Source organism: Streptomyces sp. NPDC021225 (assembly GCF_044332865.1).
Lineage (GTDB): Bacteria > Actinomycetota > Actinomycetes > Streptomycetales > Streptomycetaceae > Streptomyces.
This window is the reverse complement of record NZ_JBIRPV010000003.1, coordinates 665,825-691,506: the sequence shown is the minus strand read 5'-3', so window position 1 is coordinate 691,506 and position 25,682 is coordinate 665,825. Positions and strand designations below refer to the sequence as shown.

Genomic DNA, 25,682 nt, shown 5'->3' with positions numbered 1-25,682 from the left:
GCATACGTGGGACACCGCTTACGGCAGGCTGCGGCGTGAGAGCCGCGGTCTTGTTGCGGCTCCCACGTGGACGGATCTGGTCAGGGCAGCAGGTGGTGGGTCAGGCATCGCCTGGCTGCACGGCTTCCGCCGACTGCGGATCCGCTGGGAACAACGCGAGCGCCTTGTGTGCGAAGACGGTCCGCGTAAGATCACCGCTCGAGGGGTGGTGGCATGACCATGAGGAACTACCGGTGGTGCGCGGCGATCGCGGCGGCACTGCTACTGGCCGGCTGTGGCGGTGGCGCGGAGAGCGGCAGCGGGAACGACAAGGCGGTAGCGCTCACGAAGGAACAAGTACGGGAGACGTTGCCGGATGGCGAGGCCATGACGGGTTGGAAGGAGTCCGCTCGGCCCACGGCCGTTGAGATGGACAAGCTCTACCGTTCGCAGGCCTGCCCCATCAAGGACAACGCGGGCTGCGAGAACTCCCGCTTCTTCGGCGCCTCGACCTTCCGGCACGACGACAGCGCCGCCACCGTCACCTTTCTGATCATCGCCTACGACAGCGAACAGGCCGCCCGGGAGGCGTACGACGTGCTCTGGGACGGCCACTACGCCAAGAGGGCGGGACAGAGGGCCAAGACGTTCGGGATCGGCCCGATCGGTGACGAGCGCGACGCTCGATTCGGTTCCTTGGGCTTCCGCGGCGAGCCCGGCGCCGTGACCCAGACCCGGGTCGGCACGGCGCTGCTGTGGACCGAGGCGGCTTCCGCGGGCAAGGGCGGCATCGACGAGGACGGAGTCCGGGACCTGGCCACAATGCTCGCCAAGCGTACCCGACAGGCCCAGAACGGGGACGCACCTTCCGCCGCGCTCGACGGCTGACCGGGCGGCCACGCCGGGACCCGCCCCGCGGGCGTGGGGGTGGTCCGCCACCCCCACGCGTGCGCATAGGGTCACAGATGACCTGTGGTCCTACGCCAACCCGACGTGGGTATTGCCCTCATGGCGGAGCCGAGGGTCTACCACTTGTAGAACAAGTACCCACCCTCCGCGGCCACGCAGTTGAAGCCCAGGAGCCTCCCCTGCTGAGCCAGTTGGTTGCCGTAGGTCTGGCACTCCCCGATGGTGCTGAACCACCTGGGCTGTACGGGGCTGGCGGAGGCCGCACCAGCAGCCCCCAGGGCGAGGACCGAGGTCGCGATCGCGGTGGCGGCAACAGCCGCGAATGTACGGCGCTTGTTCTTCAACGCTTCTCCCGATGAAATGAACAACGATACGGCCACCCCGCGAAAGCACCGACGCGGCCGCACTCACCGTAGCCCCGGCCCATTGCCTGCCCATTGCCGTGATACTGCCTGAAACTTGTCCGCTCACTCCGGGTGGCTCAGAGCCTCCCGAACACATCTGGCAAAACCTCGCCATGCTGCCCCAGGACTACCGCCGCTGGCGCCGCTGGCCCGTCACCGCCCGCGAGAACATCACCCTCGGCCAAGGGCCCCGGCGACGACCCCACCATCACCGCAGCCGCAGCCGGAGCCGGAGCCGGAGCCGACAGCGTCCTCGCCACCCTCCCCGACGGACTCGACACCAGCCTCGCCCCCCTCCTGGTGGGGCGGCCGCGACCTCTCCGGCGGCCAATGGCAGCGCATCGCCGCCGCACGCATCGTCGTCCTCGACGGCGGCGAGATCGTCGAAGAAGGGACCCACGAGACTCTCCTCGACCACAGCACCGGGAGCGGCGCGTATGCGGCGGTGTGTCGCACTCAGGCCAACACCTACGCCAGCACCCCCGCATGATCCGCATGCCCTCGGCACCTGCCGGACCTCGGGTGCGGACAAAGCTGGGAAGCCGTGCGGAAGACCCGGCCGCCCGCACCGATCGTCTGCGACGAGTGCCGCCACCCGGTGCGCACCCAGCCGCTGACGGTCGCGCTCGCCGGAGCGGGGCTACTGGTCACCATCGTCGGAGACGAGCGCCGGGCCGTTTTAGCCGGGCGTTAGTGGAGCGGCAGCCTAGCGATAGTGGCCTCGACCAGGGTGGGTGACGTACCGAGGAGACAACGACGCAAACCACCCCCGGGGGGGGAACCGAAATGAGCTCCAGCACCACTGTCCGCACCGCCCGTCGCCGCACCCTGCGCGTCGCCGCCGCGGCACTCATCGCAGCCGCCGGCCTTTCCCTGACCGCCTGCAACAACTCGGACGACACCGCCTCGAAGCCTGCGGCCGGGGCCGGCAGCGCAGGCTCCTCCGCCGGAGCGCAGGGCACTGATGCCCAGCCGGACAACGCCAAGTCGGGCTCCGGCGACGGCGCCTCGTCCCGTGCCGGCTCCGGGAACGGCGCGGCGAAGGGCGGGGGCAAGAGCAAGTTCTGCCGCACGAGCGACCTGATCATGGAGGCTGTGGACAGCTCGCCCGACCAGGAGGTGGGTGAGGTCACCGTGCAGATGACCAACAAGGGCGCGAAGACCTGCTCGGCGACGGGCTTCGCGGGCGTAGACCTCAAGGACATCGACGGCACGTCCGCCCCTGTCGACCGCGGCGGTGAGCAACCCCGCATCACCGACCTGAAGCCCGGTGACACCGCCACCTTCAGCATCTCCTACGAGGTCGACTTCAGTGGCGACAGCCTCGCGTCCCCGACCAACATCATCGTGACGCCGCCGAACGAAACCCACAGCGTGACCCTGGAATGGCCCGCGGACGCACTGAAGCTGGCCGGCCCGTACGACGACAAGATCCAGGTCCACCCCGTCGGCATAGCCAACTGAGCACCACGAAGTCAGCCCTGTGCTGGTGAGGCTCTGGCCGGGGAACATGTCCCCCGGCCAGAGCCTCACCAGCACAGCTTGTCGACCACGACGACGTCCCACTCCAGGGCCGTGTGGGTGCCGCGCTCGTCCTCCTCCACGCGCAGCCGCTGACACGGATTGCGCGGCTCGGCACCGACGACGTCCAGCACGAAGACGGCGAAGTCCTCGTCCGACTCGGTGACCCGCCGTCGCCCGTCCCAGCCCCGTTCGCCGGGAAGCTGCTGGACTACCTGGGGCAGCGGCCGAACACCATGACCGCGACCAACCCCAACGCCCGATGGCTCTTCCCCGGCCGCCGGGCCGGACAACCCATGACCGCAGGCACTCTGGAACTCCGGCTCCGCCACCTGGGCTCCCCGACCCAGCGAGGACGCGCCGCGGCGATCCGCCACCTCGTCCTCCAGGCCCCGGACCCGGTGGTCGCCCGGATGCTGGGCTACAACGCCGACACCACAGCCCGCCTCGCCGAAGAGGCCGGAGGAACCTGGCGCCACTATGCCCCCGGTGACCACTCACGGTGACTCCCAAGCCACCTCATCGCGTTCCGGCAGCGGTCGCCGGCTCCCCACCACGCGTTGAGTCACGGATGGAACCGCCACCGGCCTTCAGAAATGACATCCACCTTGCCGTCCCTGACGCGAACGGCCGTCTCGTCGTCGATGAAGTAGATCGGGAAGTCCGCCCGCGCAGCGATGCGATCAGCCCAGGCGTCGTCCCTCTCGGGGAAATCCGGCGAGTACAGGTGAGGCTTGAGATACCAGTCGAAGAGGCCGAACGGCGGCTCCACGGTCGTCGCGCCGAGCACGTGGAGGTCCGCGGTGTCCCCGATGACGTCGGCGGAGTGTCCGGTGAGATTACGGCTGAAGATCATTGAGCCGGCGCTGACCCCCACATAGACCCGGTTCTCCAGCGTCTCCAGGAAGCCGTCGGCCAGGCCGTTGCCGGTGATGCTGCGCGCGAGGTGGTAGTGGCTGCCGCCCTCAACATAGATGACGTCGGCGTGGGCCAGCCGGTCGAGCACCATCTGCCGGGGCAGGCCGTTCAGTTCCAGGACGTCGAACTCCCGCCAGCCGAGGCCGTACAGCCGGTTCATGTCCGCGACGAACCACCCGTGGTCCCCGGGCTCGGCGACTGATGCCGTGGGCACGTACACGACGTTCGCGGATCCGAACGGCTTTCCCAGCATGTCCCGCAGCGCATCCCGCAGTGTCTCGTTGCGCAGGCCACTCGCCGTCAACAGAAAGTTCATCGGGCGAGCCAAGCACGGCTGACGGGCGAGCGCAACGAACCCAGGATCCACCAATACCTTCATGGCATGACCGCATCAGGAACAGGCACTCACGGTGACCACAACCACCCAACAGCCGAGTAATACACGTCCTGGAATCCCAGGTCGGCGTGGTCGGCGCCGACCACGCCGCCGATGCGCATGCCGGTGTCGATGAGCAGGTACAGCGGCACCGCGTCCCGCACCGCCGCTTCGGCGCCGAGTGGGGTGTGAAACTGGCGACCTCGTGTAATCGAGGCCACCGAACTCGTCACGAAGGACGGGTTCGGGATGTCGGCCATGGAGACCAAGCCCTGGCAGACGATGGTGCGGGTACGGGTCGGCAACGCGCTGTCCGTCGTCACCTACGCCGAGGAGTTCGCCGGCCGCGAGCGCACCAGAGTGATCGCGGAGATCCTGATGCGTGACTTCCTGCGGCGCGCGGGCCTGGACGACTCCGGTGGCGGGCACGGGACGGGGACGCTGACGGCGAGCAGGCGCCGACTGGCCGAAGTTCCGCGCGCCGAGGTCCCGAAGCAGGGCACCCGACTGGCCAAGTACACCCACATCCCAAGCCAGTCCGTCTACGGGGCGACCTGGAAGGAGAAGGAGCGGTCGTACGTGTGGGCAAGTTCGCGCCTGCCGTTCGCCTTCCGCGCGCCCAAGCCGCTGTTCTGCCAAACCGGCGGCAAGGACGATCTCCTCACGTACGAGTGTGAGCGCAGCGCCACGGCGACGGCGGCAGCACAGGTGCCCGACATCAAGATCCGGATCGCGTCAAACCTCGACTGCGGGGCCTCCTGCCACGAACGGGACGCCGACGCCTACGAGCGCGCCCTCCTGAAGTACGGCGATCCGCGGTGGACGAGCGTCCCGTCGTCCCCTGAGCGCGTTGGTACGGCCGCCTACGCGCAGGAGGCCAAGACGGTCGACCAGGAACAGTGCTACACCATGTATCTGCGCCGGAGTTTCATCTGGCACAGCAAGGGCAGGCAGCTGACCTGGCGGATGTGGGTGAAGGTGAACGTGCCGGAGAAGGACAGGGACCTGGCCCAGATGGTGGCGAACGACATCTTCACCCAGTCCGGCCGGCGGGGCAGGGCCCCGACCATCAGCTGAAGACGATCAACGAGCCCTGGGCCAGGCTGCCGGTTGTTGCCGCGTGCAGTGCGGGTGCCGACAGGTCAGCAGTCTGGGCTGACGAGGCACCCTCGTCTCTGGGCCGTCACGACGAGGAGAGTGCTCATGGTTCCGACGTTGAGGATCGGTGCGTTCGTTCCCGCCGGCGTGCCGATCACGGCCCCGGTCACCAAGTTCGGGGGCCAGCCGGTGTGGCTTTCCGAGCCGCAGTGGCCGGTCAATGACGCATGGGATGAGCCGATGCGCTTCATCTGCCAAATCGAGCTCGGGGCTGTGCTCGGCGACGTGGGGCGAGGCAAGCTGGCGTACGTCTTCGTGACTCACGCGGCCCACGGCGACGAGACGTTCTTCGACCCCGACATCGCCTTTCCAGACGAGGGCGCGAACGCGGTCATCGTGCAGCCGGGTGGTGTCTACGGCGGTTCAACGCTCCCGCTGGCCACCGGGCCCAGCCTATACCACATCGAGGATGGGTCCGACGCCGAGTACACCGTCCGGCTCCAGCCGGACAAGGACCCCGACTTCCGTCCTCAGCACGACCACGGGAGGCCGCCGCCCAATGATCACGATCAATACTGGGAGCAGATCAGCGGTGCCAAGATCGGCGGAACGCCAGCGTTCTTTCAAGGCGATGATTGGCCTGACGGCGGGCCCTGGAAGCTGGCGTTGCAGCTGAGCCCGAACTTCCAGCCGTTCTACCTCAATCTCGGCGCAGCGCCTACAGCGTTCGCGTTCGTCTCGCCGGACGCCAAGCAGGGGCGGTTGCTCGTACAGGACTCCTGACCGAGGTCAGGGAGCCATGGGCTGTGTGGGAGGACCTGGGCGTGTCCGCCGCTGGACGGCTGGCTCCAAGGGATCGCCGGCGGGTTGGGAGTGAAGGTGGCCGCGTCGACCATCTGGAAGATCCTCAAGGAATCCGGCGTCGATCCGGCGCCCGGATGTACGTAGTTGCGGCGATCGAACACAGCAACCGCCGCATCCGGATCCTGGGCGCCACCGCACACCCGTCCACCTCCTGGGTAACCCAAACGACGAAGAACCTGGCCATGGACCTCGAAGGCGCAGGCTGCCGGGCCCGGATCATGATCAGGGACAGCGATGGGATCCGCCGCGGCCCGCCACGCAGGCCCCGGCACACCACCCGTCCCGAGACGTCCTGACGGCGATCCTCTGGGGAAATCTGGCCTCAGTGGGGCGCCGCGACCGCAGTGGTGCGATAGGCCCGCTCGATCTCGGCGGTCGGAAATGGCGTCCGCTTGCTCTCGATGAGCAGACGGCGGGCGAACTCGCCCATGACAACGGCAGCTCGGGAATGCTGGTCGATGATCGCGGCGATCTCGCGCGGGACGTCACCGGGCTGGTGGCCGGCGATCCACTCGCGTAGGAACACCTCGTGTTCCATATCGCCGCGCAGGCCATCGGGCAGGTGGTGGCGAAGCAGATGACTCACGGTGTGGCAGCGGTCATACACGAGGTGGTCGGAGAAGAACTCCGCCTCGGATGCCGACAGTTCGAAGCCGGAGCTCAGGGCGAGTCCGAAGTCCGCGAAGTACAGCAGTCGACCGTCGGTCAGGACATTGGTGAAATGGGCGTCGAAGTGGACGAGTCCGTGCGAGCTCATGAAGGCGGTGCCGCGCGCCAGGGCTTGCTCCACCCACGGGTACGGCGAGCTCTCCCCACCCTCCGGCGCGGCGGTCCGGTAGTCGTGCAGCCAGTCGGCAAGTGTCTGCGGGAGGTGTTCCAAGAAGAGAACCAGGCTGGACGAGGACCGGCCGATAGCCTCCAGCCGCCCACGCACGGCCGGTGATCCCTCCCAGTGCACGACCGCCCCGTCGATGCCCCCGAACTCGGCGGCGACCCCTTCGGGAGGTGAGTCGGGCAGGATGCGCCAGTGGTACATCAGCGGAAAGCCCTCGTACTCGTTCCCGAGGACCCAGTTGGTGGTCATGGCGTGCACGGCCAGCTCCCGCCAGGCCCCGAACCCCGCTGAGCCCACCCCGTACTGGTAGAACATCGGCAGTCCGAAGAGGTTCGCCGTCGACCGCGCGTTCTCCGGCCGCAACTCGATCTCCGTCAGGGGGATCCGCTTGACGAACACCCGCGTGCCGTCGATGTCCAGCTCCGCCGACCTGCCGCCGATGCCGGACCCGAGCGGGTCGGCTGCGCCCACCACCTCGCCGAGCCGACCGTCACTCAGCAGGGACAGGTGCGTGGCCACGGTGCCATAAGTGGCAAGCCGCGCGGCATACCGCGGGTCCGGGTGTTGCATAGACGACTCTCGGTGCCCGGAACCAGGGCTTTGGTGATCTTGCGACACGTTGTCGAGCCTATCCGCCAGGCTACCGAAGGAGCAGGTACGCGAAGTCGCCCGGGACGCTGGCCCCCGGACGCCGCCTCAGACGATGCCACGCCCCCGGCACCGATCTCTCACGGACGCGACCGCAAGCGTTCTACCTGCGCAAACGGCACCCTTTCACCCGTTTGCCCCGGATACGCTGCGGACGACGCGGTACATTGACGCCGTCTTCCGCAGTTGGTGCTGCACACGGCGGACCCTATGGCTGTGGGGGCTTGGGTCGGACTTCGCCCCAGAAGGCGTCCCCGTCCAGCACGCGCTGCTTCTTGTGGAAGGTCCCTATGCGGCCGCCTTGCCGGTCCTGCTCGTGATCGGGAACCCAGGCGATGCCCCGGCTGTTGGCCGGCAGACTCGCATAGAGGCTTTGAGGAAAACAGCCTCCACGTGCATGAAATCGCAGGCCAGAAGCGTGTCGGCCTGGGCTCGGAGGAAGGAACGCCAGGTCTGCCGGGAGGCGCGCCGCGGTGCGGGGCTTCCCCCGTTCGGTGATCGGCTAGTCCCCGCAGCTGCGCTGGCTTGATCGCGTCGCCCGCCCGCTTTCGGCGTCTCCTCACAGACAACCCACAGACACCTCGCCCTCGTCCTAGGTGACGCGAGAGGCGCCCGGGACCGACGGGACGTCTGCGCACGGGGTTTTGAGGAGAGGACCATTGATCCGTGCCCGGCGAATATGTGTGACCGCCGTGGCGGTGCTGGCGGCCCTAGCGGCCTCGCCCGGACTGGCACAGGCTGAACAGCCACACCAACCGGGGCCGTTGAGCGCGACGGACGACAACCCACTTCCGCCGGGGTGGCGGATCGACGGGGAGGGCGGGGCGCGTGAGCTGGTCTGGCGTGCGCCGAAGGCCGTGCCCATGGGGGATGCGCGGGTCGAGTTCCGTACCGGGGACCGGCTGCTCGGGGTGCCGAAGCCGGCGAGGGACGGGCGGACCTTCCGGCTCGCCCTCGACGAGGCGCTGCCCAAGAAGCTGGCGGGCCTTCAAGTAACGGCCGCGGGGCGTCGGCTGGACGCGGCGGCCGACGACACGCACAAGTCCGGCTCGCGCGGGGCCCGGATGCCCGCGCAGGCGCCGGCGAACGGCGTTGATCCGGGCAAACCCGGCTCGTACCGCACGGTCACCGGGGAGTACGACCTCGACCCGGTGCGCCTGCCCGGGTTCGACACCCCGGTGGAGATGACCGCCAAGGTGGTGGCGCCGAAGGGTGCTACCGGCAGCCGGCCGCTCGCCCTGTTCCTGCACGGCCGCCACGACACCTGCTACAAGCCGGGCTCCGAGGACGACGTGACCGGCGACTGGCCCTGCGCGGACGGCTACAAGCCGATCCCGAGCTACCTGGGCTATCTGCGAGACCAGCAACTGTTGGCCACCCAGGGATATGTGACGGTGTCGATCTCGGCGAACGGCATCAACGCTCAGGACTGGGAGCCCGAGGACGCCGGCGCGCAAGCGCGTTCCTCGCTGGTACGGCAGCACCTCGCCCGCTGGGCCGACTGGACCGCTCATCGCTCCTCCGCCCCGGCCGTCGTACGCGAGGCGGCGAAGGCGGACCTCTCCCAGGTCCTGCTCGTCGGCCACTCGCGCGGTGGCGAGGGCGTCAACCGGGCCGCCATGGACAGCCTCTATCCGCCGCCGGCCGCCGAGGACGGCTACCGGGGCCCGGTGCGCTGGAAGGTGCGCGGGACTGTGCTCATCGGACCGACGATCTTCGGCCAGAATCCGGTCGCCGACGTGCCGTCCGTGACGCTGCTGCCGGGCTGCGACGGCGACGTGTCGAACCTTCAGGGCGAGGACTTCGTCGATGGGACGCGCGGGATCAGCCGAGGCACGGCACTGCACAGCGCGGTCTACATGGTCGGCGCCAACCACAACTACTTCAACAGCGAGTGGACCCCGGGCGAGGCCGTCGCACCGGCCATGGACGACTTCGGGACCGACCCGGAGCAGCCGGACCCGGTGTGCACGCCGGGTGCCCCGACCCGGCTGACCGCCGCCCAGCAGCACAAGGCGGGCGCCACGTACATCGCCGCCGCGGCCCGGCTCTTCCTCGCCGGGGACGATCGGGTGCGTCCGCTGCTCGACGGTTCCGGCAAGCGGGCCCCATCCGCGGACCCGGCCCGGGTGCTGACCCACGCGGTCGGCGGCCGCCGCAGCGGTGGTTTTCTGCCGGACGGCGGGGCGAAGGTGACCGGCGCCCGGCTGTGTTCGGCGATCGACCCCGACCCGGCCGTGGCCTGTCTGGACCCGGAGACCCTCGGATCGTCACCGCACTTCGCGTCGTGGGAGACGGAACAGGAGACCGGCCGCAGCGCGGTGGACCTGAAATGGTCCGCGCCGGGCACGGCCGCGCGTTTCACTCCGGCCAAGCCGCTCTCCCTCCGCGGCTCCCAGAAGCTCGCGCTCCGGGTCTTCGTACCGCCGAACACGACCGGCACGAAGTTCGACGTGTCCGTCACCGACTCATCCAACCGTCGGGTGACGCTGGGCTCGGTCCAGGTGGACGGGCTTCCGGGCTCTGTGAACACCGCCTCGTACTGGGCCCAGGAGCTGCGTGTCCCGCTGTCGGCCGCGACCCGGGCCGGGCTCGATCTCAGGCATGTCAAGTCTCTTGGGCTGACGCCCCGTTCGCAGTCCGGTCGGGCCTGGCTGATGGACGCCTGGGGCTGGGCACCCGGCACTTTGGCGGTGAAGGCGGCCGCACTGCCGCGTGTCGACGTGGGCCGCGCGGTCGTCAAGGAGGGCGACTCGGGCACCCGTACCTACCGGATTCCGGTCGAGATCTCCGGGCACGGCAGCGGGCAGGTCCGCGTGTACGTCCTCGACCCGGAAGGCGGTCCGGCCGAGAACCGCCTCGTGACCGTACGGCCCGGCAGCGACGGGATCGACGTGCCGGTCGAGGTGAAGGGCGACACGGTCTACGGCGACGACGTAGAGCACGACATCGCGGTCAAGGCCGTGCACAACGCCGTTGTCGGCAAGCACCGGGGCGGGCTCACCGTCGAGAATGACGACCCCGAGCCGGTGATCACCCTGTCGCCGGTCGTGGACCGGGTGACCGAGGGAGAGGCGCTGACCTGGCGGATGTCCGTGGACGCGCCCACGGCAGTGGAGATCTGGCAGCCGGTGCGGGTGCTTCCGGTCACCGAGGGCGCCGAGCTGTCCACCAAGGACGTGGATCCGCAGTGGCTCCAGGAGTGGTCCGGTGACGTGCCCGACCCGGAGCGGCCGCTGTCCGACGCGAACCTGTGGATGTGGCTGAACATCCCGCCCGGGAGCACCAGCGTGGACTTCGTCGTGCCGACCGTGCGGGACCAGGTGGTCGAGCCGACCGAGTCGATGCGCCTCGCGCTGACCGACCGCAACGCCGAGCCGCTGCCCGACAGGCCGGTGCTGACGGGGACGGTGCTCGACAAGCCGTAAGCACGATGTACGAGGCTCGCCCTGGATCCTTACGTATCCCCAGGTCGGGTTCTCTCGCGCCAGGCGCTGGATGAGCGCCGCAATCTCTTCGGACAGCGGTGGCCGACCGGGTTCGACCGCCATCTGGCGCCACTTCCACCGCACCCTTCAGGCAAGACGTGGTTCTCGACGAAGGTGATCAACGACGAGGCGCAGATGCTGACGCTGATCGAGGCTGCTCGGGCGCGCGCCGACGAGGTGCGGTGGGCGATGGACATCGCCGGCCGTTCCTCGACCCTGCTGCTGGCCCTGCTCGTCGCGCACGGTCAGAACGCGGTCTACGTGCCCGGTCGCACGGTCAACCGCATGTCCGGCGCCTGCCGCGGCGAGGCCAAAACGGATGCCAAGGACGCCCTGGCCATCGCCGAGGGTGTGCGCGACGACGGTGAGCCCGAAATCGATTCCCGCGGTCACGCCGCCCCCGGAGAACCTGTTCCGGTCGATGCACACACGTTCCGTCGACACCTCGACGCCCAGCCGTGCCAGCTGGTCCCGGGACGCCCAGTGCGTAGCTACGCGGTAACCGTCGAGCAGTCCGGCCGCCGCAAGAACGAGCGGACCGTTGCAGACCGCGGTGATGTAGGAAGCCGTCGCACCGCGGTCTGCCAGCCAGGCGATGGTGGCCGGGTCGAGCATCGGCTTGTACACCATCCCGCCACCAGGGACGAACAGAATGTCGAGCCGCTCGGGGCAGTCATCGAAGGTGGTGGTGGGAGCGATGGTCATGCCGCCGTCGTCCGAGACGACAGGGTCGAGGGTCTCGGCCACGAGGTGGACCTTCATGCCCGCCAGTGCAAACGTGGTGTATGGACCAACAAGGTCGAGTGCGGTGTGTCCCTCGTAGAGAAGGATGCCCACTTCCAGTGGCTGCGCATCGCCTGTCAGGTGATCGGGCCAGTTCGTGGTTTGATCCGTCATTTTTCGGAACCTCCTAGATTAGAAGGCTTGCAGCGTTCCTGTCGTACTGAAACGCGGGAGGGGGGTACTCCACCGCGCCGTTCACCGACAGGAGCGAAGACTGCCTCATCCGCAAGTTACAGTCAAACTGAAACCTTCGATCGAGTGGGGTGCCGTGACCGTCCCGCCGCAGCCCACCAGTACCGCCTTCCTGCTCGCAGCCCTCGGCAGGCACGTGCGCGGCGACGTCGAACACACGCTGAAACCGACCGGCTACACCCTGCGCCACCTCGCGACTCTCGGGCATCTGCGCCGCGAACCCGGCCTGTCCGAGGGTGGTGACGACAGCCGCAACGTGCTCGTCCTTGTGGGTGTCGACTCCGAGCACCACTTAGTCGGCGGTGGGCAGGCGGGTGGATTCGACGGTCGCTGTCTGCTCCGGCGTGCTGGTCATGACTGTCCCGATTCTCGACGACTTCGGGGTGGGATAGCCGACGTCGGACTGGGCGGGCGGTCGGAACCGTGACGGCGCCTGTCGCGAAAGCCCCTATCGGGGCACGTCCGCGCCGGTCCGACGGCAGCGAGCACCGCTCCCGTCCGTGGTCGACAGATCGAGACAACAGGCACCGAAGGCCAGTTAGGGAATGAGTCAGGCCACCGGCCGAAACAGCACGACCCCATACTCACAGCCCATACTCACAGTTCGGGTAGTCGTCGCACACCTCGGCGACCATGCGCACCGCGCAGCGGCGGAGCTCAAGCGGGCACCGGAAGGTCGTGCCATGACTCGATCCTTTCATGAAATCGAGTCTCTGTTCGAACCAGGGCCGTTCGGCAGGCTTTGCGTGGAAAGAGCACCGGCAGCCGGGGTGCCCATCGCCGAGGGTGGGCTTCCAGGGTGAGCTGGTCCCGCCGTGGGGGCAGGCCAGGGAGCCGCAGAGCGCCAGGAGCTCCCGCTCAAGGAGTCAGAATCGTCCGGCCGGAGAACGCGGCCCGATACGCGGAGGGCGACACGTCGAGGATTCTCCGAAAATGCAGGCGGAGGTTGGATCCGGTTCCCAGCCCGACGCGCTCGGCGATCTGGTCGACCGGGAGCTTCGTGGTTTCCAGGAGCGCTCGGGCAGCGTCGACCCGAGCGCGCAGGACCCACTGCAGCGGCGTGTCGCCGGTCTCCTCGGCGAAGCGGCGCATAAAGGTGCGCAGCGACATCCGCGCGTGCTTCGCGAGATCGGTGACTGCGAGCGGTTCGTGGAGGCGCGTCAGCGCCCATTCCCGGGTCGCCGCGAGCGTATCGCCATGCGGTGCCGGGCTGCTGCGGGGAAGGTACTGAGCCTGGCCGCCGCTCCGATAGGGCGCCGTCACCAGACGGCGGGCGATGTCGTTCGCCACGCTCACGCCGAGGTCGCGCCGGACGATGTGAAGGCACAGGTCGATGCCCGCCGCGACACCGGCTGATGTGAGGACCGAACCCTCATCGACGAACAGAACATTGGGCTCCACCAGGATGTCCGGATGGCGCAGCGCCAGCATCTCCGCTGCGTCCCAATGCGTTGTCGCGCGCCGCCCTTCCAGCAGACCCGCGTCGGCCAGGGCGAACGCGCCGTAGCAGATCGATGCGATACGGGATCCTCTTGCATGCGCCCTCCGAAGCGCTTCGTGCACTGTGGCCGGGATCGGTCGGCCGACCGGCGCGTAGCCGGGGACGATGATGGTGTCCGCCCCGATCAGCGCGTCGAGACCCTGCGGCACCGCGTACCCGAAACCCTCACTGGACGGCACCGTTCCCGCAGCGACGCCGCACACTGTCAGCTCGTACGGGAGTCCGTCACGCGGATGGAACACCTGGGTCGGGATGCCGACGTCGAGCGGGAGCGCGCCGTCCAGCACAAGCACCGTCACCCGGTGTGAACTCATCGTCGTCCATCTCCACAGCTCGCGGCGATCAATCCCCAGTGGCACAATCCTCGCACATATTGGCATTCCTGCCACTAGAGGGTGTCGTCCAACCGCTCGACACTGAGTGGGCCGTCCAGTCGGGTTCGGTCCTACGTCGAGTGGATAGGGGTTCCATGCCGCGTCCAACGGTTCCGCCGGTCGTCGCCTTCGTCACATCGGCTATCGCGTTCATGGCAGTGATGGCCGCCGCGGGAGCACCGAGCGCCCTGCTGGTCGTCTACCAGCAGCACTGGCATTTCCCCGACAGCGAGCTGACGGTCGCGTTCGCGATCTACGCCTTCGCGCTCCTCCTCGCGCTCCTCGTCATCGGTTCCCTGTCGGATCGAATCGGTCGCCGTCCGGTACTCATCGCGGCCCTCGCACTCCAGGCGGTCGCGATGGCGGTGTTCCTGTTCGCCCCGGATATCGGCGTCATCATCGTCGCGAGGGCGCTGCAGGGCTTCGCGACGGGAGCGGCCACGAGCGCGTTCAGCGCCTACATCGCCGAGGTCGCACCAGCGGCGCAGAAGAAGGTCGCAGCACTGGTCGGGAGCATCGCATCCGTCGCCGGTCTCGGCATCGGTGTCGCCCTGACCGGCGTCGCCATCCAGTTCGCGGCAGCACCCGCCGCGGTCGTGTTCGGAGCCGGACTCGCGATCATCGTCATCGCCATCGTCGTCACAGCGGCCTCGCCTGAGACGGTCGGCAAGCGTCAAGGGATCGGCGATGCCCTCGTGTCACGCATCGGCGTTCCATCCGCGGCCCGGACCGCGTTCGCTCGCACTGCCCCAGGGATGATCGGGATCTGGATGTCGGCCGGGCTGATCCTCGGCCTCGGGGCGTCGATCGTCCATCAAGCCCTGCACATCACCAGCGGAGCCGCCCTCGGCCTGGTGGTCGCAGCCCAGCCCCTGGCCGCGGCCGTCTCCGCGCTCGTACTCGGCCCGCTGATGCCGCCCCGACGGTTCATGCTCGCCGGATATGCAGCGGTCCTCGCCGGTGTGTCGCTGGAGGCGTGCTCGTTCGCGGCGGGCCTCGCGTCGCTCATCATCTGCGGCGCGATCATCACCGGCCTCGGCTTCGGCGCCGTCTTTTCCAGTACGCTCGGGCTCCTTGTTCCGCTGACGCGAGCGCAGGAGCGCGCGAAGCTGTTCTCCGCCGTCTACGTCGTCGCTTATCTCGCGTATGGCATCCCTACCATCGTGGCCGGCTTCCTCAGTGACGCCATCGGTTTGGTGCCCGCAGCAATCATCTACGCCGCCGCAACACTCGCCATAACAGCCGCTGGACTGATCGTCTCGCTCACCCGGACGGGATCGATGCCGAGGGACGCTCTGCCCGGCGGCACGCAAGAAGCACGAGCGCACGACGTGCGAGCGTCCACATCAAGCGCGGCCTAGTGCAGCGCCGCATTGATCTTGCGAGGGTCTGTGGCTGCCGTCGGTCTCGGTCGGGCCGACGGCAGTGGCAGGTGGCGGGTCAGTTCTTGACCAGTACGGCGGCTAGGGCTGATAGCGCGGAGTTGACCTGGGCTGCGTCGAAGGGCGCGGGGTCGAACTGGTCGGCGGAGACCAGACCGAGCCATTCCAGGCGCTCTTCATGTTCTTCGTGCTGGGGGTCGGCGAGGATCTCGATGAGGTACTCGTAGCCCCAGATGCCGCCGCTGTCTTCGGGCGGGCAGGCCCGGCGGCCGGTGAGGCAGCGGGGGTAGGCAGCACCCGGCTCGGGCTCGGTGACGTGCTCGACGAGGATGTCGTGTTCCCAGTCGTCGCCGAAGTCGTAGGTGTAGCGCAGCCGGTCGCCGGTCCTGGGCGCCACCTGGTCGAGCCGCTTGGAGGCGGCACTACGGATGCCGAGCCCGGGGTCGGAAACGCCGTAGCGGTCGTGGCCGATCCCGAAGGCCCACATGTGGTGGTCCTCCCAGCCGAAGGCTGCCTGAATGATGCCGTGCGACGCCCGCACGGTGATGCCCGACGGCACTTCCAGGCGGCGCCGGACGGGAGGGCGGGAGTCTCGCAAGGTGACCTTGATCTTGTGGACGGTCCGGCTCGGTGCGGAGTGTGAACTCGGCTTGGAGCGCCTGGTGTTCGCCATGGCGGCCACCCTGCCGGCCTGCCGCCTTGCAGCAACAATGATCACCGCTCGGGGAGCCGAAAGGGTGGGGTCCCAGCGCTTCTTGTCGGTCGGCCCGTCGATCGCCGGCTTGAAGTTCGGGTACCAGTCCGCGGGGTCCCGCACACGCCTCGCGGCCGGGAAGTACACGCCGCGGATGCAGATCCGTTCGAGCCTGGGAATGCGGGCCGGCGTGTCAGCTGCGGTTTCGTCGCTCGATGTGGAAGTCGGCCATGGCATGTTACGGTACTGAGTACCACTTGGAACTTGATACCAAGGAGTGTGCCATGGATAGCCGGACCATCGTGTTGACCGGCGTGACCCGCGGTTTCGGCCGCGAGTCCGTCGAGTTGCTGATCCGGGAACGGCCACAGGACCACTACGTCGTCCTGGCTCGCCGCGGCGGCGAACGCCTCGCTGCGGAACTCGCCCAGGCCACCGGCGCTTCCGCGGTCACTGGCGTGGACTGTGACCTCGCTTCGCTCGCCGAGATCAGGCGGGCGGTGGAGGAGATTCTGCGTGGGCTCGACACCGGGTACCTGCCGCCGCTCGGCGGCTATCTCGGCAACGCCGGCCTGACGGTCACGACGACCGAGAAACGCACCACGGACGGGTACGAGATGACCTTCGGGGTCAATGTGCTGTCCCACTATCTGCTCGTCAGGGAGCTGCTGCCCCGGTTTACCGGTCCGGGCTGGATCGTGCTTACCTCGAGCGACTGCCACTTCGGGCAGTTCCGCTATACGCTCGGCGCCACGCCTCCGCCGCGCTGGGAGACGCCGGAACGACTGGCCACGCCTCGTGCCGGTGGCGCGCGGGAGGCCGGGCGGGCGTACGCGACCAGCAAACTCGGCGTCATCTACCTGACCCACGCGCTGGCCCGCCGCCTGCCCGAGAGCGTCGGCGTCTACTCCTACAACCCGGCGCTCGTCGCGGGCACCGATTTCTTCCGCCACGCCCCGGGGCCCGTGCGGGGCGTGCTCAACGGATTCTTCCAGCTTCAGCGATTCCTCGGCCGGGGCATGACGCCGCAGCAGGCGGGCGCGCGGCTCGCTGAGACGATCCTGACCGGGCTGACCGCCCGGACCGGGTCCTACCTCGATCGCGGCCGCAACATGCCGTCGTCGCCGGAGTCGCACGACGAGGCCCGCGAGGAGGAGCTGTGGCGCGAGGCCGCCCGCCTCGTCGACGCTGACCGCGGGGTGGAACGGGCGGATATCCTGGCCGAATGAGCGCGAGAAAGTTTCCGGTGGAGTCATTGCGGGACCGCAAACGCCGCCAGACCCGGGAACGGATCATCGAAACGGCCTTCGCGCTCTTCATGGAGCGGGGGTTCGATGTCGTCACCGTGGACGAGATCGCCCAGCGGGCCGAGATCGGCCGCACCACCTTCTTCCGCTACTTCGGCGACAAGCAGGAAGTCGTCTTCTCCACCGAGGACGACTTCCTGCGCGCGCTCACCGCGGCCATGCGCGATGCGCCCACCGAGCCGCTCCAGGATCTCGCGCAGGCACTGGCCACATCTCGGCGGCTGCTGCTCGTGATCTGCACCGAGGCCGCCCGCAACCCCGGCCACTACGCGGTTTACCACCGCCTGGTCAAGCAGCACCCCGAGCTCGAAGACCGCCACACCCGCAAGACCCGGCACTACGCCGACCTCCTCGAGAAACACCTGATCGACCACGGCACCCCGTCGGCCACCGCCGTCCTCGCCGCCCAGTTGACCGTCGCCTGCTACCAGGCGGCGTGGCGCCTCGGCAGCCACGACGCGACGGCGGTGCTCCGCGAGGCGAATGACGCCTTCGACCTCCTGCTGGGCGCCACCGCCGCATAACCGGCGGACTGGCCTTCGCCCGGCCGGGACATGCGCAACCTCGCAGCGGGCTCGACCACCAGTCCAGCACCCGGGAGTGCGCGTGCAGTGGCATTGGCGGACCGCCGGACGTGACCTGATAAGAGCCCGGCCCACACGCCCCATCGCAGTGTGTCCCCGGTGCTCCGTCGGTGCAGCGCCAGCCCCGCACAGCAGCACAACCGCCACCGGCCCCAGGGCGTCCTGGAAGGGGTGAGGCAGTCTCAAGATGCCGAATACCGGGTTCCGGGGCAGCACGGGCACCGGCATCGGCACTGAAGTTCTCGGGGTCATCGGCGATGGCATCGGCGATGAATACCTGACCTATCTGGGGCGCGAGAACCCGCAGCTGATCGAGTCTCAGAAGGCGGTCGCGGACAAGTCCAATGTGGACCCGTTGTACCAGCAGGCCCGTGTCGAGTGCGGCGGATACGACACCTGCGTCACGGACCGGGTCGCCCAGCTCCGGGCCCAGAAGAAGGCAACCCCCGCCACGACCAAGACGCGTACCGGGCAGCACAAGCAGCCTCAGAAGACGACGCAGACCTCGGACTACCGGGGCAAGGGAGGCGTCAGGGCCACGGCTGCCTGAGCCCGCAACCCGTCGAGTGGTCGTGCTCCCGGCGCTCGCCGCCGTACGTCATCTCGGAGACGTACGGCGGCGGCCGGAGACGTACACGGCCAGCCCGGCCGAGCTCGCCTCGCGCCGGCCGGCGGTCCGCGTAAGGCGGCCGACGGCGCTTCACCGTCTCATGGTGGCGTCTTTTCCCTGGTCACTGTCGTGTTAGTGGGATGTTAGTGGGGCGGTAGTGGTGCGGTAGTGGGCCCGGCCAGAGTTGTTGTCGTACCGAGCAGACGACGACACCGATCGCCCTTGGGGGACCCGGAATGCGCTCCAACACCACCGCCCGCAACGCCCGCCGCCGCTCCTTCCGCGTTGCCGCCGCGGTCCTGACCGCGGCCGCCGCGCTGACCCTGACGGCCTGCAACGGTGACGCGAAGTCCGCGGGCCCGGCCGAGACGGCCCCGGCCGGGTCCAGCAGCTCCTCGGGTTCCTCCGGCGGTGCGCAGGGTTCCGACACCAAGGACAAGGGGGGCTCGGAGGCGGGCGGCGGGCAGGACGCCACCGACGGTGCGGCGAAGGGCGGGGGCAAGAGCAAGTTCTGCCGCACGAGCGACCTGATCATGGAGGCTGTGGACAGCTCGCCCGACGAGAAGGTGGGTGAGGTCACCGTGCAGATGACCAACAAGGGCGCGAAGACCTGCTCGGCGACGGGCTTCGCGGGCGTCGACCTGAAGGACATCGACGGCACGTCCGCCCCTGTCGACCGCGGCGGTGAGCAACCCCGCATCACCGACCTGAAGCCCGGTGACACCGCCACCTTCAGCATCTCCTACGAGGTCGACTTCAGTGGCGACAGCCTCGCGTCCCCGACCAACATCATCGTGACGCCGCCGAACGAAACCCACAGCGTGACCCTGGAATGGCCTGCGGACGCACTGAAGCTGGCCGGCCCGTACGACGACAAGATCCAGGTCCACCCCGTCGGCATAGCCAACTGAGGGCCGGCGGGTCTTGGAGATGCCCGGTGTCACGGCGTGCGACGCATGTGACCCGCGAACCACGCAGCTGGCATCGACCCGGCGCCGCGTCGCTCCGGTCCGACCTGCGAGGAGTACCGCGGCGACTCCGAATCGGTGCCGCAGGGCTCGGTCGGCTATGGGTAGCCGCAGATCAGTGTGGGACAGACGAGCAGGACCCACTGGAGCATCAGGGCAGTAAAGCGGACGGGCCAGTAGCGGGCGTTCCCCGCGGGCAGGAGCAGGGCGATCAGTCCCAGAGCGGCGGATGCGCCGAAGATCGGCACGGCCCATTGCTCGTACTCGATCAGCCCGTAGTGGCACCCCGCGCCGGTGCATGTGTCGCGTTCCAGCTGCCGGACGCCCTGCGTGAGGTGCGCGATCAGCAGGGCGAGGGGGAGCAGAACCAGGCCAACGACGGCGAACTTCCGCGCGGCGGGGCCGGCATCGTGGAACGGGGATTCCGCTGCGGCGGAGGCTTGATCCCCCGGAGATGCTGGGGAAGTGGTCATGCCATCATCCCACTCCACCAGGTCGGATACCGCATGAGCGCTCGTACTCAGATACGCGCCCACTGGGGCGTTTCACCGCCCCCACACTGTCCGCCAGTGCCCGATGGCGGGCACCGTGGTCGATGGCCCTCGTTCGGTAGCCGGCGGCGGGCAGAAGATCAGGTAGAGCAGTCGCAGACCCACAATCAGCGATCATGCCCATACGTGGACCATCGCAAAGCCCCAGGTCAACGACCATACGGCAATAAAGACACTGCGCTTGCCGGGTATGTCATCCGCCCTGGTCAAAGGCCTGTACCGGGCACCACGGTCGTTGGTCTCGGTCGCTCGAGTCGGTGCTCTCGCGTAGCCGGTGGTCCACGCGTCATGATGATCGATCGTGCTGCTGCGACTGGCCTATCTCGGTGTGACGAACGCGTTCGCGGTGCTTCGCCTGCTGCCGATGACCGACCGGGACAAGGATGCGGAGATCCTCGCCCTGCGCCACCGGATCACCGTGCTGGAACGCCAACTCGCCAAGGACAACGTCCGGTTCACGTCCAGCGATCGGGCGTACCTGGCGGCGCTGCTGCACCGGCTGCCCCTGCACGTCCCGCGAAGATTACGGCTGCTCGTACGCCCCGACACGGGACTGCGTTGACACCGCAACCGCGTCGCACGCCGCCATGCCACCTCCTACCGGCTCAAACGCCCGGGACGACCACGCACCGTGCGCTCGATCCGCATCCTGGTGCTGCGCCGGGCGAAGGAGAACCCGAGCTGCCTCGTCATGGACCTCGAAGACCTCGGCTGCCGAGCACGGTCCATGATCCGGGACAGAGACGGGAAGTTCCCCGCCCTCTTCGATGCCGTCCTCAGGACACGGGGATCGAAATCGTCCTCAGCGGCATCCAGATGCCAAGGATGAACTCGACAGAAGGATTTCGGGCATGCAGCCCGCCGACGATCCGAGATTACGTCAGCGCGTGAGCCGACACCGTCGCGTGGCATCGGATGTCGTCCGCGGCGAAGGCCCCTTGGACGGTGATGTCACCCGCCTCGAAGCCACGGTGGCCGTCGGGGAGCGTGTACTGCAGCCGCTCCAGCGGGACCGAGAACGACACCGGGCGAGTTTCATCGGCAGTGGGCCGGACACGCGTGAAGTCGAGCAGCTGACGCACCAGGCGGACGATGGCGGCATCCTCGTCACGGACGTAGAGCTGGACCACGGTCTCACCCTCGAACCGACCGGTGTTTCGGACCAGAAAATGAGCCGTGATCATGTCCTGCTCGACTACTGGTGCCGGACGGGTCTCATCGAAGCACAGCGCGAACTGTGTGTAGGACAGTCCGTGGCCGAAGGCGTACAGCGGTCCGTGGTCCGCCGCCAGATCGTTGTAGTGCGAGTGCGGCCCGGTGGGATGGTCGTAGCCGCTGCCGAAGTGGTGGCCGTGGTGCTGCGGTACCTGCCCGATGGCGCGGGGGAAGGTGCTGGGCAGCTTGCCGCTGGGGTTGATCACGCCGTAGAGGGTCTGGACGATGGCACGTGGTCCCTCCTCCCCCAGCAGCGGGGACAGCAGTATGGCGTTCGACTGCCGTGCCACCTGTTCCAGGAGCAGCGGCCGGCCCGAGATCACCACCGTGATCAAGGGTTTGCCGGTGCCGGCGAGCAGTTCCACCAGTCGCTCCTGGTCGCCCGGGAGTGCGGGGTGGGCCGTGGACTGGTTCTCCCCGGCGGTGTTGTTGCCCAGCCATCCGGTGCGCTCACCGAGCACCGCGACCACCACGTCGGCGCCGGCCACCGCGTCGGCGACCGCGTCGGGGGTCAGCGAAGCCGGGTCGGCCTGGAATCCGCCGAGCGGCACATGGCGGATCGAGTTGTCCTGTCCCCGCAGGGCCTCGATCACGGTCGCCATGTTCGGGTGGAGCGAGCGCGTCGTCTCCTCGAAGTGCGGCTCGATGCCGGGCATCGTCACGTTGAAGACGTCCGTGAAGAGCAGCGAGGACGGATCGACCCCCGGCACCTGGCCGGTGATCAGGGCCTGCGTGCCCAGAAGCATCTCCCGGCTCGCGGCCGAGGTGTAGGCACCGAAGTGGATGCGCAGTTCGTCCGCGGCGGGGCCGAGGACGACCATTTGCTGTGCTTGCGGGGTGAGCGGGAGCGTTCCGTCGTTGGACAGCAGAACACCGGCGCGGTCGGCGATCTCCCGGCGCAGGGCCGCGCCCTGTGCCGGATCGGGGGCAGCGACGGGCGGCGGCGGACCGAACGCGGGGATAAGCCCCACGCGCGCTTTGACGCGAAGGACACGGAGCACGGCCTGGTCGACGAGCTTCTCGTCCAGCCGTCCGGACTCCACCTCGGCGACGAGGTGATCGTAGATCTTGCCGTGGGGTAGGTCGACGTCCATCCCCGTGGTCAGCGCCTGGGCGGCTGCCTGCCCGGAGGTGGTGGCGGTGTGGAAGACCTGGACCAGCATGGGCAGTGCGTCGTAGTCGCTCACCACAAGTCCGTCGAAGCCGAGCTCGCCGCGCAGCAGGTCGTTGAAGAGCCATCGGTTGGCGACGGCCGGGATGCCGTCGATCTCGTTGTAGGAGTTCATGATCACGCCCAGCCCGGACTCGGCGATCGCGCGCCGGAACGGGAGGGCGTACTCGTCGGTCAGCGCGCGGCGGCCCAGCTGGGTGACGGCCCGGCCGGGTACGGAGCCGCAGGCGTGCATGAACCCGTTGACCGCCTCATTGTGGATCAGCGCTCCGATCCCGAACGGCGTCACCTCCCGTACCGCCTCCTGGAGGTCGGCGAACCCGGTTCGCAGACCGTCCGCGTGGTGGCCGAGGAACCAGGCCATCGAGAGGTGGCCCACGCCGTGCGGCCGCAGCTCGGCCAGTTTGCTCAGATCGGGCTCCGGGCCCCGGCCGGCCGGGAGGGACTTCTTTCGGTCGGTGAGGTTCATGACGCTCAAACCGCACAGCTGGGCGACCTTCTGCTCCAGTGTCAGCCGGGAGGCCAGTTTCGCGACCGAGTCGTCGCTGTGGGAGGCGGACACGTGTACTCCTTGGTGCGGATGTGTGCCGCGCGGTCAGGACGGAACGTTGCGGCCGGTTGCCTGGAAACGGCCCGGGCCCGCTTCCAGCCTTCTGCCATCGGGGAGGATGACGGTGGCGGTGGCGGTTGGTGGTATATCGACGTCGATGTGCAGGTTCTCGCCCTCCAGTCGCCATTCGACGGCGATGGTGCCCTGTGGGCTGTCGAACGTGCCGCGTGCCCAGCGGATCAAGGAGTGGGCTACCGGTGCGACGACGAAGGACTCCCAGGCCACGGAACCCTCGGCCTGCCGCAGCCCGAGGGTGTGGGTGTGCAGGAAGTTGATGACCGCGCCCTTGCTGTAGTGGTTGAGCGAGGCGTGCGCGTCGCCGTTGTCGTCGACGCCGTCCCACTCCTCCCAGATCGTGGTGGCCCCACGGTCGAGCATGCCGAGCCAGGACGGCGAGGTGCGCTGGAGCAGGACCTCGTAGGCAAGGTCGGCGTGGCCGGAGTCGGCGAGGACGGGCAGCAGGTCGGCGGTGGAGAGGAAGCCGGTGCCCAGGTGCGTTCCGGCCTCGCGGATCAGCGTGGCCAGGCGGGCGGCGGCCGCGTCGCGCAGCTTCTCGGGTGCCAGTCCGAACGCGAGGGCGCGGACGTAACTCGCCTGGGTGTCGACGGTGGTGCGGCCGGTGTCGTCGAGGAACTCCGCACGCCAGGCGTCCTTGATCCGTTCCGCGAGGTGTGCGTACCGGGCGGCCTCGTCGCTGCGGCCCAGGACTCGGGCGATCGTGGCGAGGGTGGCGGTCGAGCGGAACAGGAACGCCGTGCCGACCTCGCCCTTGTCGGTCGCCATCCATCCGTCGGGGTCGCCTTGCGCCGGTTCGACGAGCGAGCCGTCCTCAGTGCGGGGCTTCGGCTCGGCCCACTCGCCCCAGTGGAAGGAGCCGTCCCAGACGAACTCCTCATGGGGCAGTGGTTCGGCGGAGCGTGCCACCCGGGAGGGGTGGCGTGCGGTGCGGGCGGTGGCGAGCGCCCATTCGACCCAGCGGACCATGGCGTCCCAGTTCCCGCTGAGCACCTGGCGGTCGCCGTAGGTCTCGTACAGCGCCCATGGCACCAGCACGATGGCGTCGCCCCAGCCGGCGGAGCCCGTCATCATGTCCAACCGCTGATCGCCGCGCAGCTTGATACGGCGTCCGTCCGGGGAGAAGTTGGCGATTCGTCCGTCGTCGAGCTGGTCGTCGCGCACCGAGCGCAGCCACTTGCGGCTGAACCCGGACACGTCGTAGAGGCGGACGGCGCTGGGGAGGAAAACCTGGTAGTCGCCGGTCCAGCCGATGCGCTCGCGGGTGGGGCAGTCGGTGGGCACGTCGACGGCGTTGCCGCGGAAGCTCCAGCGGGCCACCTCGTGCAGGCGGTTGAGGTCCTGGTGGGAGCAGGCGAAGGTGCCGGTGGGCCGCAGGTCGGTGTGGACCACCCGCATGGTGAGGCTCGACGCGCCCAGCGGGACGTCACCGCGCTCCAGGCGGGCGTAGCGGAATCCGTGCACGGTGTGGCGGGGCTCGAAGACCTCGCCGACCGCTCCGGAGGAGACGGCCTCGTCGTGCTGGACGAACACGGTCACCGGGTCACCCGGGCGCTGACAGTCGAGGTGGGAGGTGGTCAGGTCTCCGGTTGAGGGGTCGAGGTGCTCGCCGTAGTCGATCACGGTGCGGGTGCCGGCCGGGCCCAGGTCGGTGAGGGCGATCCAGCCGGAGGCGTTCTGGCCGAAGTCGGCGATCCAGGCGCCGTTCGGCAGCCGGGTGAGGGAGGCGGGGAGGTCTTCGACACGTCGTACGGGCGGGGCCGGGGACCAGTCGATCGCGGGCGCGGTGACGGCGTCGGCGAGGACCGGCCGCTCCGGGCCTCGGGCCGCAAGGAAGTCGGTGATCTGGCCGTCCATCAGGTCGGCCCGGGTGGTGGCGCTCGGGGCGGAGGTCCAGCGCTCGTCGGTGATGACGACCTGTCGCGTCCCATCGGCGTGTTCCAGATGCAGTTCCAGCCGGGCGGCAAGGAGTTCGCCCCAGCCTGCCGGTTTACGGAAGGCGCCGACCTGGCCGCGGTACCAGCCGTCGGACAGGACGATCTCGATGGTGTTGGTGCCGGGGCGGACGGACGAGGTGACGTCGGCGGCCTGGGCGTACAAGCTGCGGTCGTAGGAGGTCGATCCGGGCGAGAGTTCGACGGTGCCGGCGCGTTCGCCGTTCACGAACGCCTCGTACACGCCCAGGGCCGTGGCGTACAGACGGGCGCGGACCACGTCCGAGGTGTGGAACGAGCCACGCAGGACGTGCGCCGGGCGCGTTCCGGGCGCGAGGTGCGCGGCCTGCGGGTCGTCGGCGGGGGTGATCCAGGACGCGGTCCAGTCTGCGTCGAGCAGCCCGACCTCGAAGGCATGCCAGACGCTCCATGCGGACACCTCCGTGGCGGCGCGGGATCGCACGCGCCAGCGCACCCGTTCACCACTGCGCAGCGCGCGCACCGGCCAGTCGACGAACAAGTGGCCGACTGCACGGGCGCTGTACTCCGGATCTCCGTGGATATGGATCTGCAGCTCGTATCCGTCCGGCGCCGCAGCGGTCCGGGGAGGTTTCCAGGAGAGGCGAGGGCGGCTGCCGCCGACCGGAATCCCGTCGCCCCCATAGTCGATCGCAAGGTCGTACGGAACGTTGGGGGCCATGAGCACTCTCTCCTCCGGCTTCCGGGCGAGTCAGGGGGCTTGGGGACATGA

The 25,682-nt window shown here is 68.8% G+C and carries 24 protein-coding genes and 4 pseudogenes; 17 read left to right on the top strand and 11 right to left on the bottom strand.

All coding sequences use genetic code 11. The annotated features are described in order from the left end of the window. Nucleotides 1-213: 213 nt before the first annotated feature. Nucleotides 214-867: a hypothetical protein gene (locus ACH4S9_RS16760; RefSeq protein ID WP_398372495.1), complete on the top strand. Its 654-nt coding sequence runs from the start codon at nucleotides 214-216 to the stop codon at nucleotides 865-867. A gap of 137 nt (nucleotides 868-1,004) precedes the next feature. Here ACH4S9_RS16760 and ACH4S9_RS16755 read toward each other — a convergent pair whose 3' ends face one another. Beyond that, nucleotides 1,005-1,232 (bottom strand): hypothetical protein, encoded by a 228-nt coding sequence (locus ACH4S9_RS16755; RefSeq protein ID WP_311721446.1) that lies wholly within the window; start codon nucleotides 1,230-1,232, stop codon nucleotides 1,005-1,007. A gap of 604 nt (nucleotides 1,233-1,836) precedes the next feature. On the opposite strand from ACH4S9_RS16755, the gene ACH4S9_RS16750 reads away from it, so the two are divergent. Both ACH4S9_RS16750 and ACH4S9_RS16745 read left to right on the top strand, forming a co-directional pair. Further along, nucleotides 1,837-1,986, top strand: coding sequence for a hypothetical protein (locus ACH4S9_RS16750; RefSeq protein ID WP_385342839.1), 150 nt, complete (start codon nucleotides 1,837-1,839; stop codon nucleotides 1,984-1,986). Nucleotides 1,987-2,078: 92 nt separating this feature from the next. Then, on the top strand, nucleotides 2,079-2,756 hold the full coding sequence (locus tag ACH4S9_RS16745; RefSeq protein WP_398372492.1) for a DUF4232 domain-containing protein: 678 nt from the start codon (nucleotides 2,079-2,081) through the stop codon (nucleotides 2,754-2,756). 65 nt (nucleotides 2,757-2,821) lie between these two features. Here the strand turns inward: ACH4S9_RS16745 and ACH4S9_RS16740 are convergent, their stop codons facing one another. Next, nucleotides 2,822-2,947, bottom strand: coding sequence for a hypothetical protein (locus ACH4S9_RS16740; RefSeq protein ID WP_398372490.1), 126 nt, complete (start codon nucleotides 2,945-2,947; stop codon nucleotides 2,822-2,824). A gap of 162 nt (nucleotides 2,948-3,109) precedes the next feature. Here ACH4S9_RS16740 and ACH4S9_RS16735 point away from each other — a divergent pair, with 162 nt between their 5' ends. Further along, nucleotides 3,110-3,319 carry a hypothetical protein gene (locus ACH4S9_RS16735; RefSeq protein ID WP_398372488.1) on the top strand — a complete coding sequence of 70 codons (210 nt, stop codon included), beginning with the start codon at nucleotides 3,110-3,112 and terminating at the stop codon, nucleotides 3,317-3,319. A gap of 59 nt (nucleotides 3,320-3,378) precedes the next feature. Here ACH4S9_RS16735 and ACH4S9_RS16730 read toward each other — a convergent pair whose 3' ends face one another. Continuing rightward, nucleotides 3,379-4,047 (bottom strand): Type 1 glutamine amidotransferase-like domain-containing protein, encoded by a 669-nt coding sequence (locus ACH4S9_RS16730; RefSeq protein WP_311721440.1) that lies wholly within the window; start codon nucleotides 4,045-4,047, stop codon nucleotides 3,379-3,381. Nucleotides 4,048-4,136: 89 nt separating this feature from the next. Next, nucleotides 4,137-4,367, bottom strand: a complete 231-nt coding sequence (locus ACH4S9_RS16725; protein ID WP_385339690.1) for a hypothetical protein — start codon at nucleotides 4,365-4,367, stop codon at nucleotides 4,137-4,139. Between ACH4S9_RS16725 and ACH4S9_RS16720 the strand changes: the two genes are divergently transcribed. The 3 genes and pseudogenes from ACH4S9_RS16720 to ACH4S9_RS16710 form a co-directional block, all read left to right on the top strand. Then, on the top strand, nucleotides 4,357-5,184 hold the full coding sequence (locus tag ACH4S9_RS16720; protein ID WP_398372485.1) for a hypothetical protein: 828 nt from the start codon (nucleotides 4,357-4,359) through the stop codon (nucleotides 5,182-5,184). The two genes, ACH4S9_RS16725 and ACH4S9_RS16720, sit on opposite strands and share 11 nt — an antisense overlap. A 126-nt stretch (nucleotides 5,185-5,310) precedes the next feature. After that, entirely contained in the window at nucleotides 5,311-5,988 is a 678-nt protein-coding gene (locus tag ACH4S9_RS16715; protein WP_311721436.1) for a hypothetical protein, read from the top strand. An 84-nt stretch (nucleotides 5,989-6,072) separates the two neighbouring features. Beyond that, nucleotides 6,073-6,308, top strand: a pseudogene (locus tag ACH4S9_RS16710) (integrase); the annotation flags it as partial. Between the two features lie 83 nt (nucleotides 6,309-6,391). Here ACH4S9_RS16710 and ACH4S9_RS16705 read toward each other — a convergent pair. Then, entirely contained in the window at nucleotides 6,392-7,474 is a 1,083-nt protein-coding gene (locus tag ACH4S9_RS16705) for a protein kinase family protein (protein ID WP_398372483.1), read from the bottom strand. 761 nt (nucleotides 7,475-8,235) lie between these two features. Between ACH4S9_RS16705 and ACH4S9_RS16700 the strand changes: the two genes are divergently transcribed. Together ACH4S9_RS16700 and ACH4S9_RS16695 are read left to right on the top strand one after the other, a co-directional pair. Continuing rightward, nucleotides 8,236-10,980, top strand: a complete 2,745-nt coding sequence (locus ACH4S9_RS16700; RefSeq protein WP_398372997.1) for a hypothetical protein — start codon at nucleotides 8,236-8,238, stop codon at nucleotides 10,978-10,980. 123 nt (nucleotides 10,981-11,103) lie between these two features. Next, nucleotides 11,104-11,397 (top strand): annotated as a pseudogene (locus ACH4S9_RS16695) (transposase); the annotation flags it as partial. A 57-nt stretch (nucleotides 11,398-11,454) separates the two neighbouring features. Here the strand turns inward: ACH4S9_RS16695 and ACH4S9_RS16690 are convergent. Next, nucleotides 11,455-11,937 (bottom strand): annotated as a pseudogene (locus ACH4S9_RS16690) (DJ-1/PfpI family protein); the annotation flags it as partial. 154 nt (nucleotides 11,938-12,091) lie between these two features. On the opposite strand from ACH4S9_RS16690, the gene ACH4S9_RS16685 reads away from it, so the two are divergent. Then, complete coding sequence (locus ACH4S9_RS16685) at nucleotides 12,092-12,442, top strand: hypothetical protein (protein ID WP_398372481.1); 351 nt, start codon at nucleotides 12,092-12,094, stop codon at nucleotides 12,440-12,442. A 431-nt stretch (nucleotides 12,443-12,873) separates the two neighbouring features. Here ACH4S9_RS16685 and ACH4S9_RS16680 read toward each other — a convergent pair whose 3' ends face one another. Next, nucleotides 12,874-13,830 (bottom strand): GlxA family transcriptional regulator, encoded by a 957-nt coding sequence (locus tag ACH4S9_RS16680; protein WP_398372479.1) that lies wholly within the window; start codon nucleotides 13,828-13,830, stop codon nucleotides 12,874-12,876. Between the two features lie 155 nt (nucleotides 13,831-13,985). On the opposite strand from ACH4S9_RS16680, the gene ACH4S9_RS16675 reads away from it, so the two are divergent. Next, entirely contained in the window at nucleotides 13,986-15,251 is a 1,266-nt protein-coding gene (locus ACH4S9_RS16675; RefSeq protein ID WP_398372477.1) for an MFS transporter, read from the top strand. Between the two features lie 79 nt (nucleotides 15,252-15,330). Here ACH4S9_RS16675 and ACH4S9_RS16670 read toward each other — a convergent pair whose 3' ends face one another. Next, a complete protein-coding gene (locus ACH4S9_RS16670; RefSeq protein ID WP_398372474.1) occupies nucleotides 15,331-15,945 on the bottom strand; it encodes a plasmid pRiA4b ORF-3 family protein in 615 nt (204 codons plus the stop codon). Between ACH4S9_RS16670 and ACH4S9_RS16665 the strand changes: the two genes are divergently transcribed. The 5 genes from ACH4S9_RS16665 to ACH4S9_RS16645 all read left to right on the top strand — a co-directional run bounded on the left by ACH4S9_RS16665 (nucleotide 15,944) and on the right by ACH4S9_RS16645 (nucleotide 19,378). After that, nucleotides 15,944-16,216, top strand: coding sequence for a hypothetical protein (locus ACH4S9_RS16665; protein WP_398372472.1), 273 nt, complete (start codon nucleotides 15,944-15,946; stop codon nucleotides 16,214-16,216). The genes ACH4S9_RS16670 and ACH4S9_RS16665 overlap by 2 nt on opposite strands. A gap of 7 nt (nucleotides 16,217-16,223) precedes the next feature. Further along, entirely contained in the window at nucleotides 16,224-17,195 is a 972-nt protein-coding gene (locus tag ACH4S9_RS16660; protein WP_398372470.1) for an SDR family NAD(P)-dependent oxidoreductase, read from the top strand. Further along, nucleotides 17,192-17,797, top strand: coding sequence for a TetR family transcriptional regulator (locus tag ACH4S9_RS16655; protein WP_311721427.1), 606 nt, complete (start codon nucleotides 17,192-17,194; stop codon nucleotides 17,795-17,797). Before ACH4S9_RS16660 ends, ACH4S9_RS16655 begins: the two co-directional genes overlap by 4 nt. Nucleotides 17,798-18,044: 247 nt before the next feature. Next, complete coding sequence (locus ACH4S9_RS16650) at nucleotides 18,045-18,407, top strand: hypothetical protein (protein WP_398372467.1); 363 nt, start codon at nucleotides 18,045-18,047, stop codon at nucleotides 18,405-18,407. A 296-nt stretch (nucleotides 18,408-18,703) separates the two neighbouring features. Then, nucleotides 18,704-19,378 (top strand): DUF4232 domain-containing protein, encoded by a 675-nt coding sequence (locus ACH4S9_RS16645; RefSeq protein WP_398372465.1) that lies wholly within the window; start codon nucleotides 18,704-18,706, stop codon nucleotides 19,376-19,378. Between the two features lie 155 nt (nucleotides 19,379-19,533). Here ACH4S9_RS16645 and ACH4S9_RS16640 read toward each other — a convergent pair whose 3' ends face one another. Beyond that, nucleotides 19,534-19,908 (bottom strand): hypothetical protein, encoded by a 375-nt coding sequence (locus ACH4S9_RS16640; protein WP_385339724.1) that lies wholly within the window; start codon nucleotides 19,906-19,908, stop codon nucleotides 19,534-19,536. A gap of 379 nt (nucleotides 19,909-20,287) precedes the next feature. Here ACH4S9_RS16640 and ACH4S9_RS16635 point away from each other — a divergent pair. Further along, nucleotides 20,288-20,820, top strand: a pseudogene (locus tag ACH4S9_RS16635) (hypothetical protein); the annotation flags it as partial. A 41-nt stretch (nucleotides 20,821-20,861) separates the two neighbouring features. On the opposite strand, the gene ACH4S9_RS16630 reads toward ACH4S9_RS16635, so the two are convergent. Further along, a complete protein-coding gene (locus ACH4S9_RS16630) occupies nucleotides 20,862-22,934 on the bottom strand; it encodes a glycoside hydrolase family 3 C-terminal domain-containing protein (protein WP_398372462.1) in 2,073 nt (690 codons plus the stop codon). Between the two features lie 33 nt (nucleotides 22,935-22,967). Beyond that, nucleotides 22,968-25,631, bottom strand: coding sequence for a family 78 glycoside hydrolase catalytic domain (locus ACH4S9_RS16625; RefSeq protein WP_398372460.1), 2,664 nt, complete (start codon nucleotides 25,629-25,631; stop codon nucleotides 22,968-22,970). Between the last annotated feature and the right edge of the window lie 51 nt (nucleotides 25,632-25,682).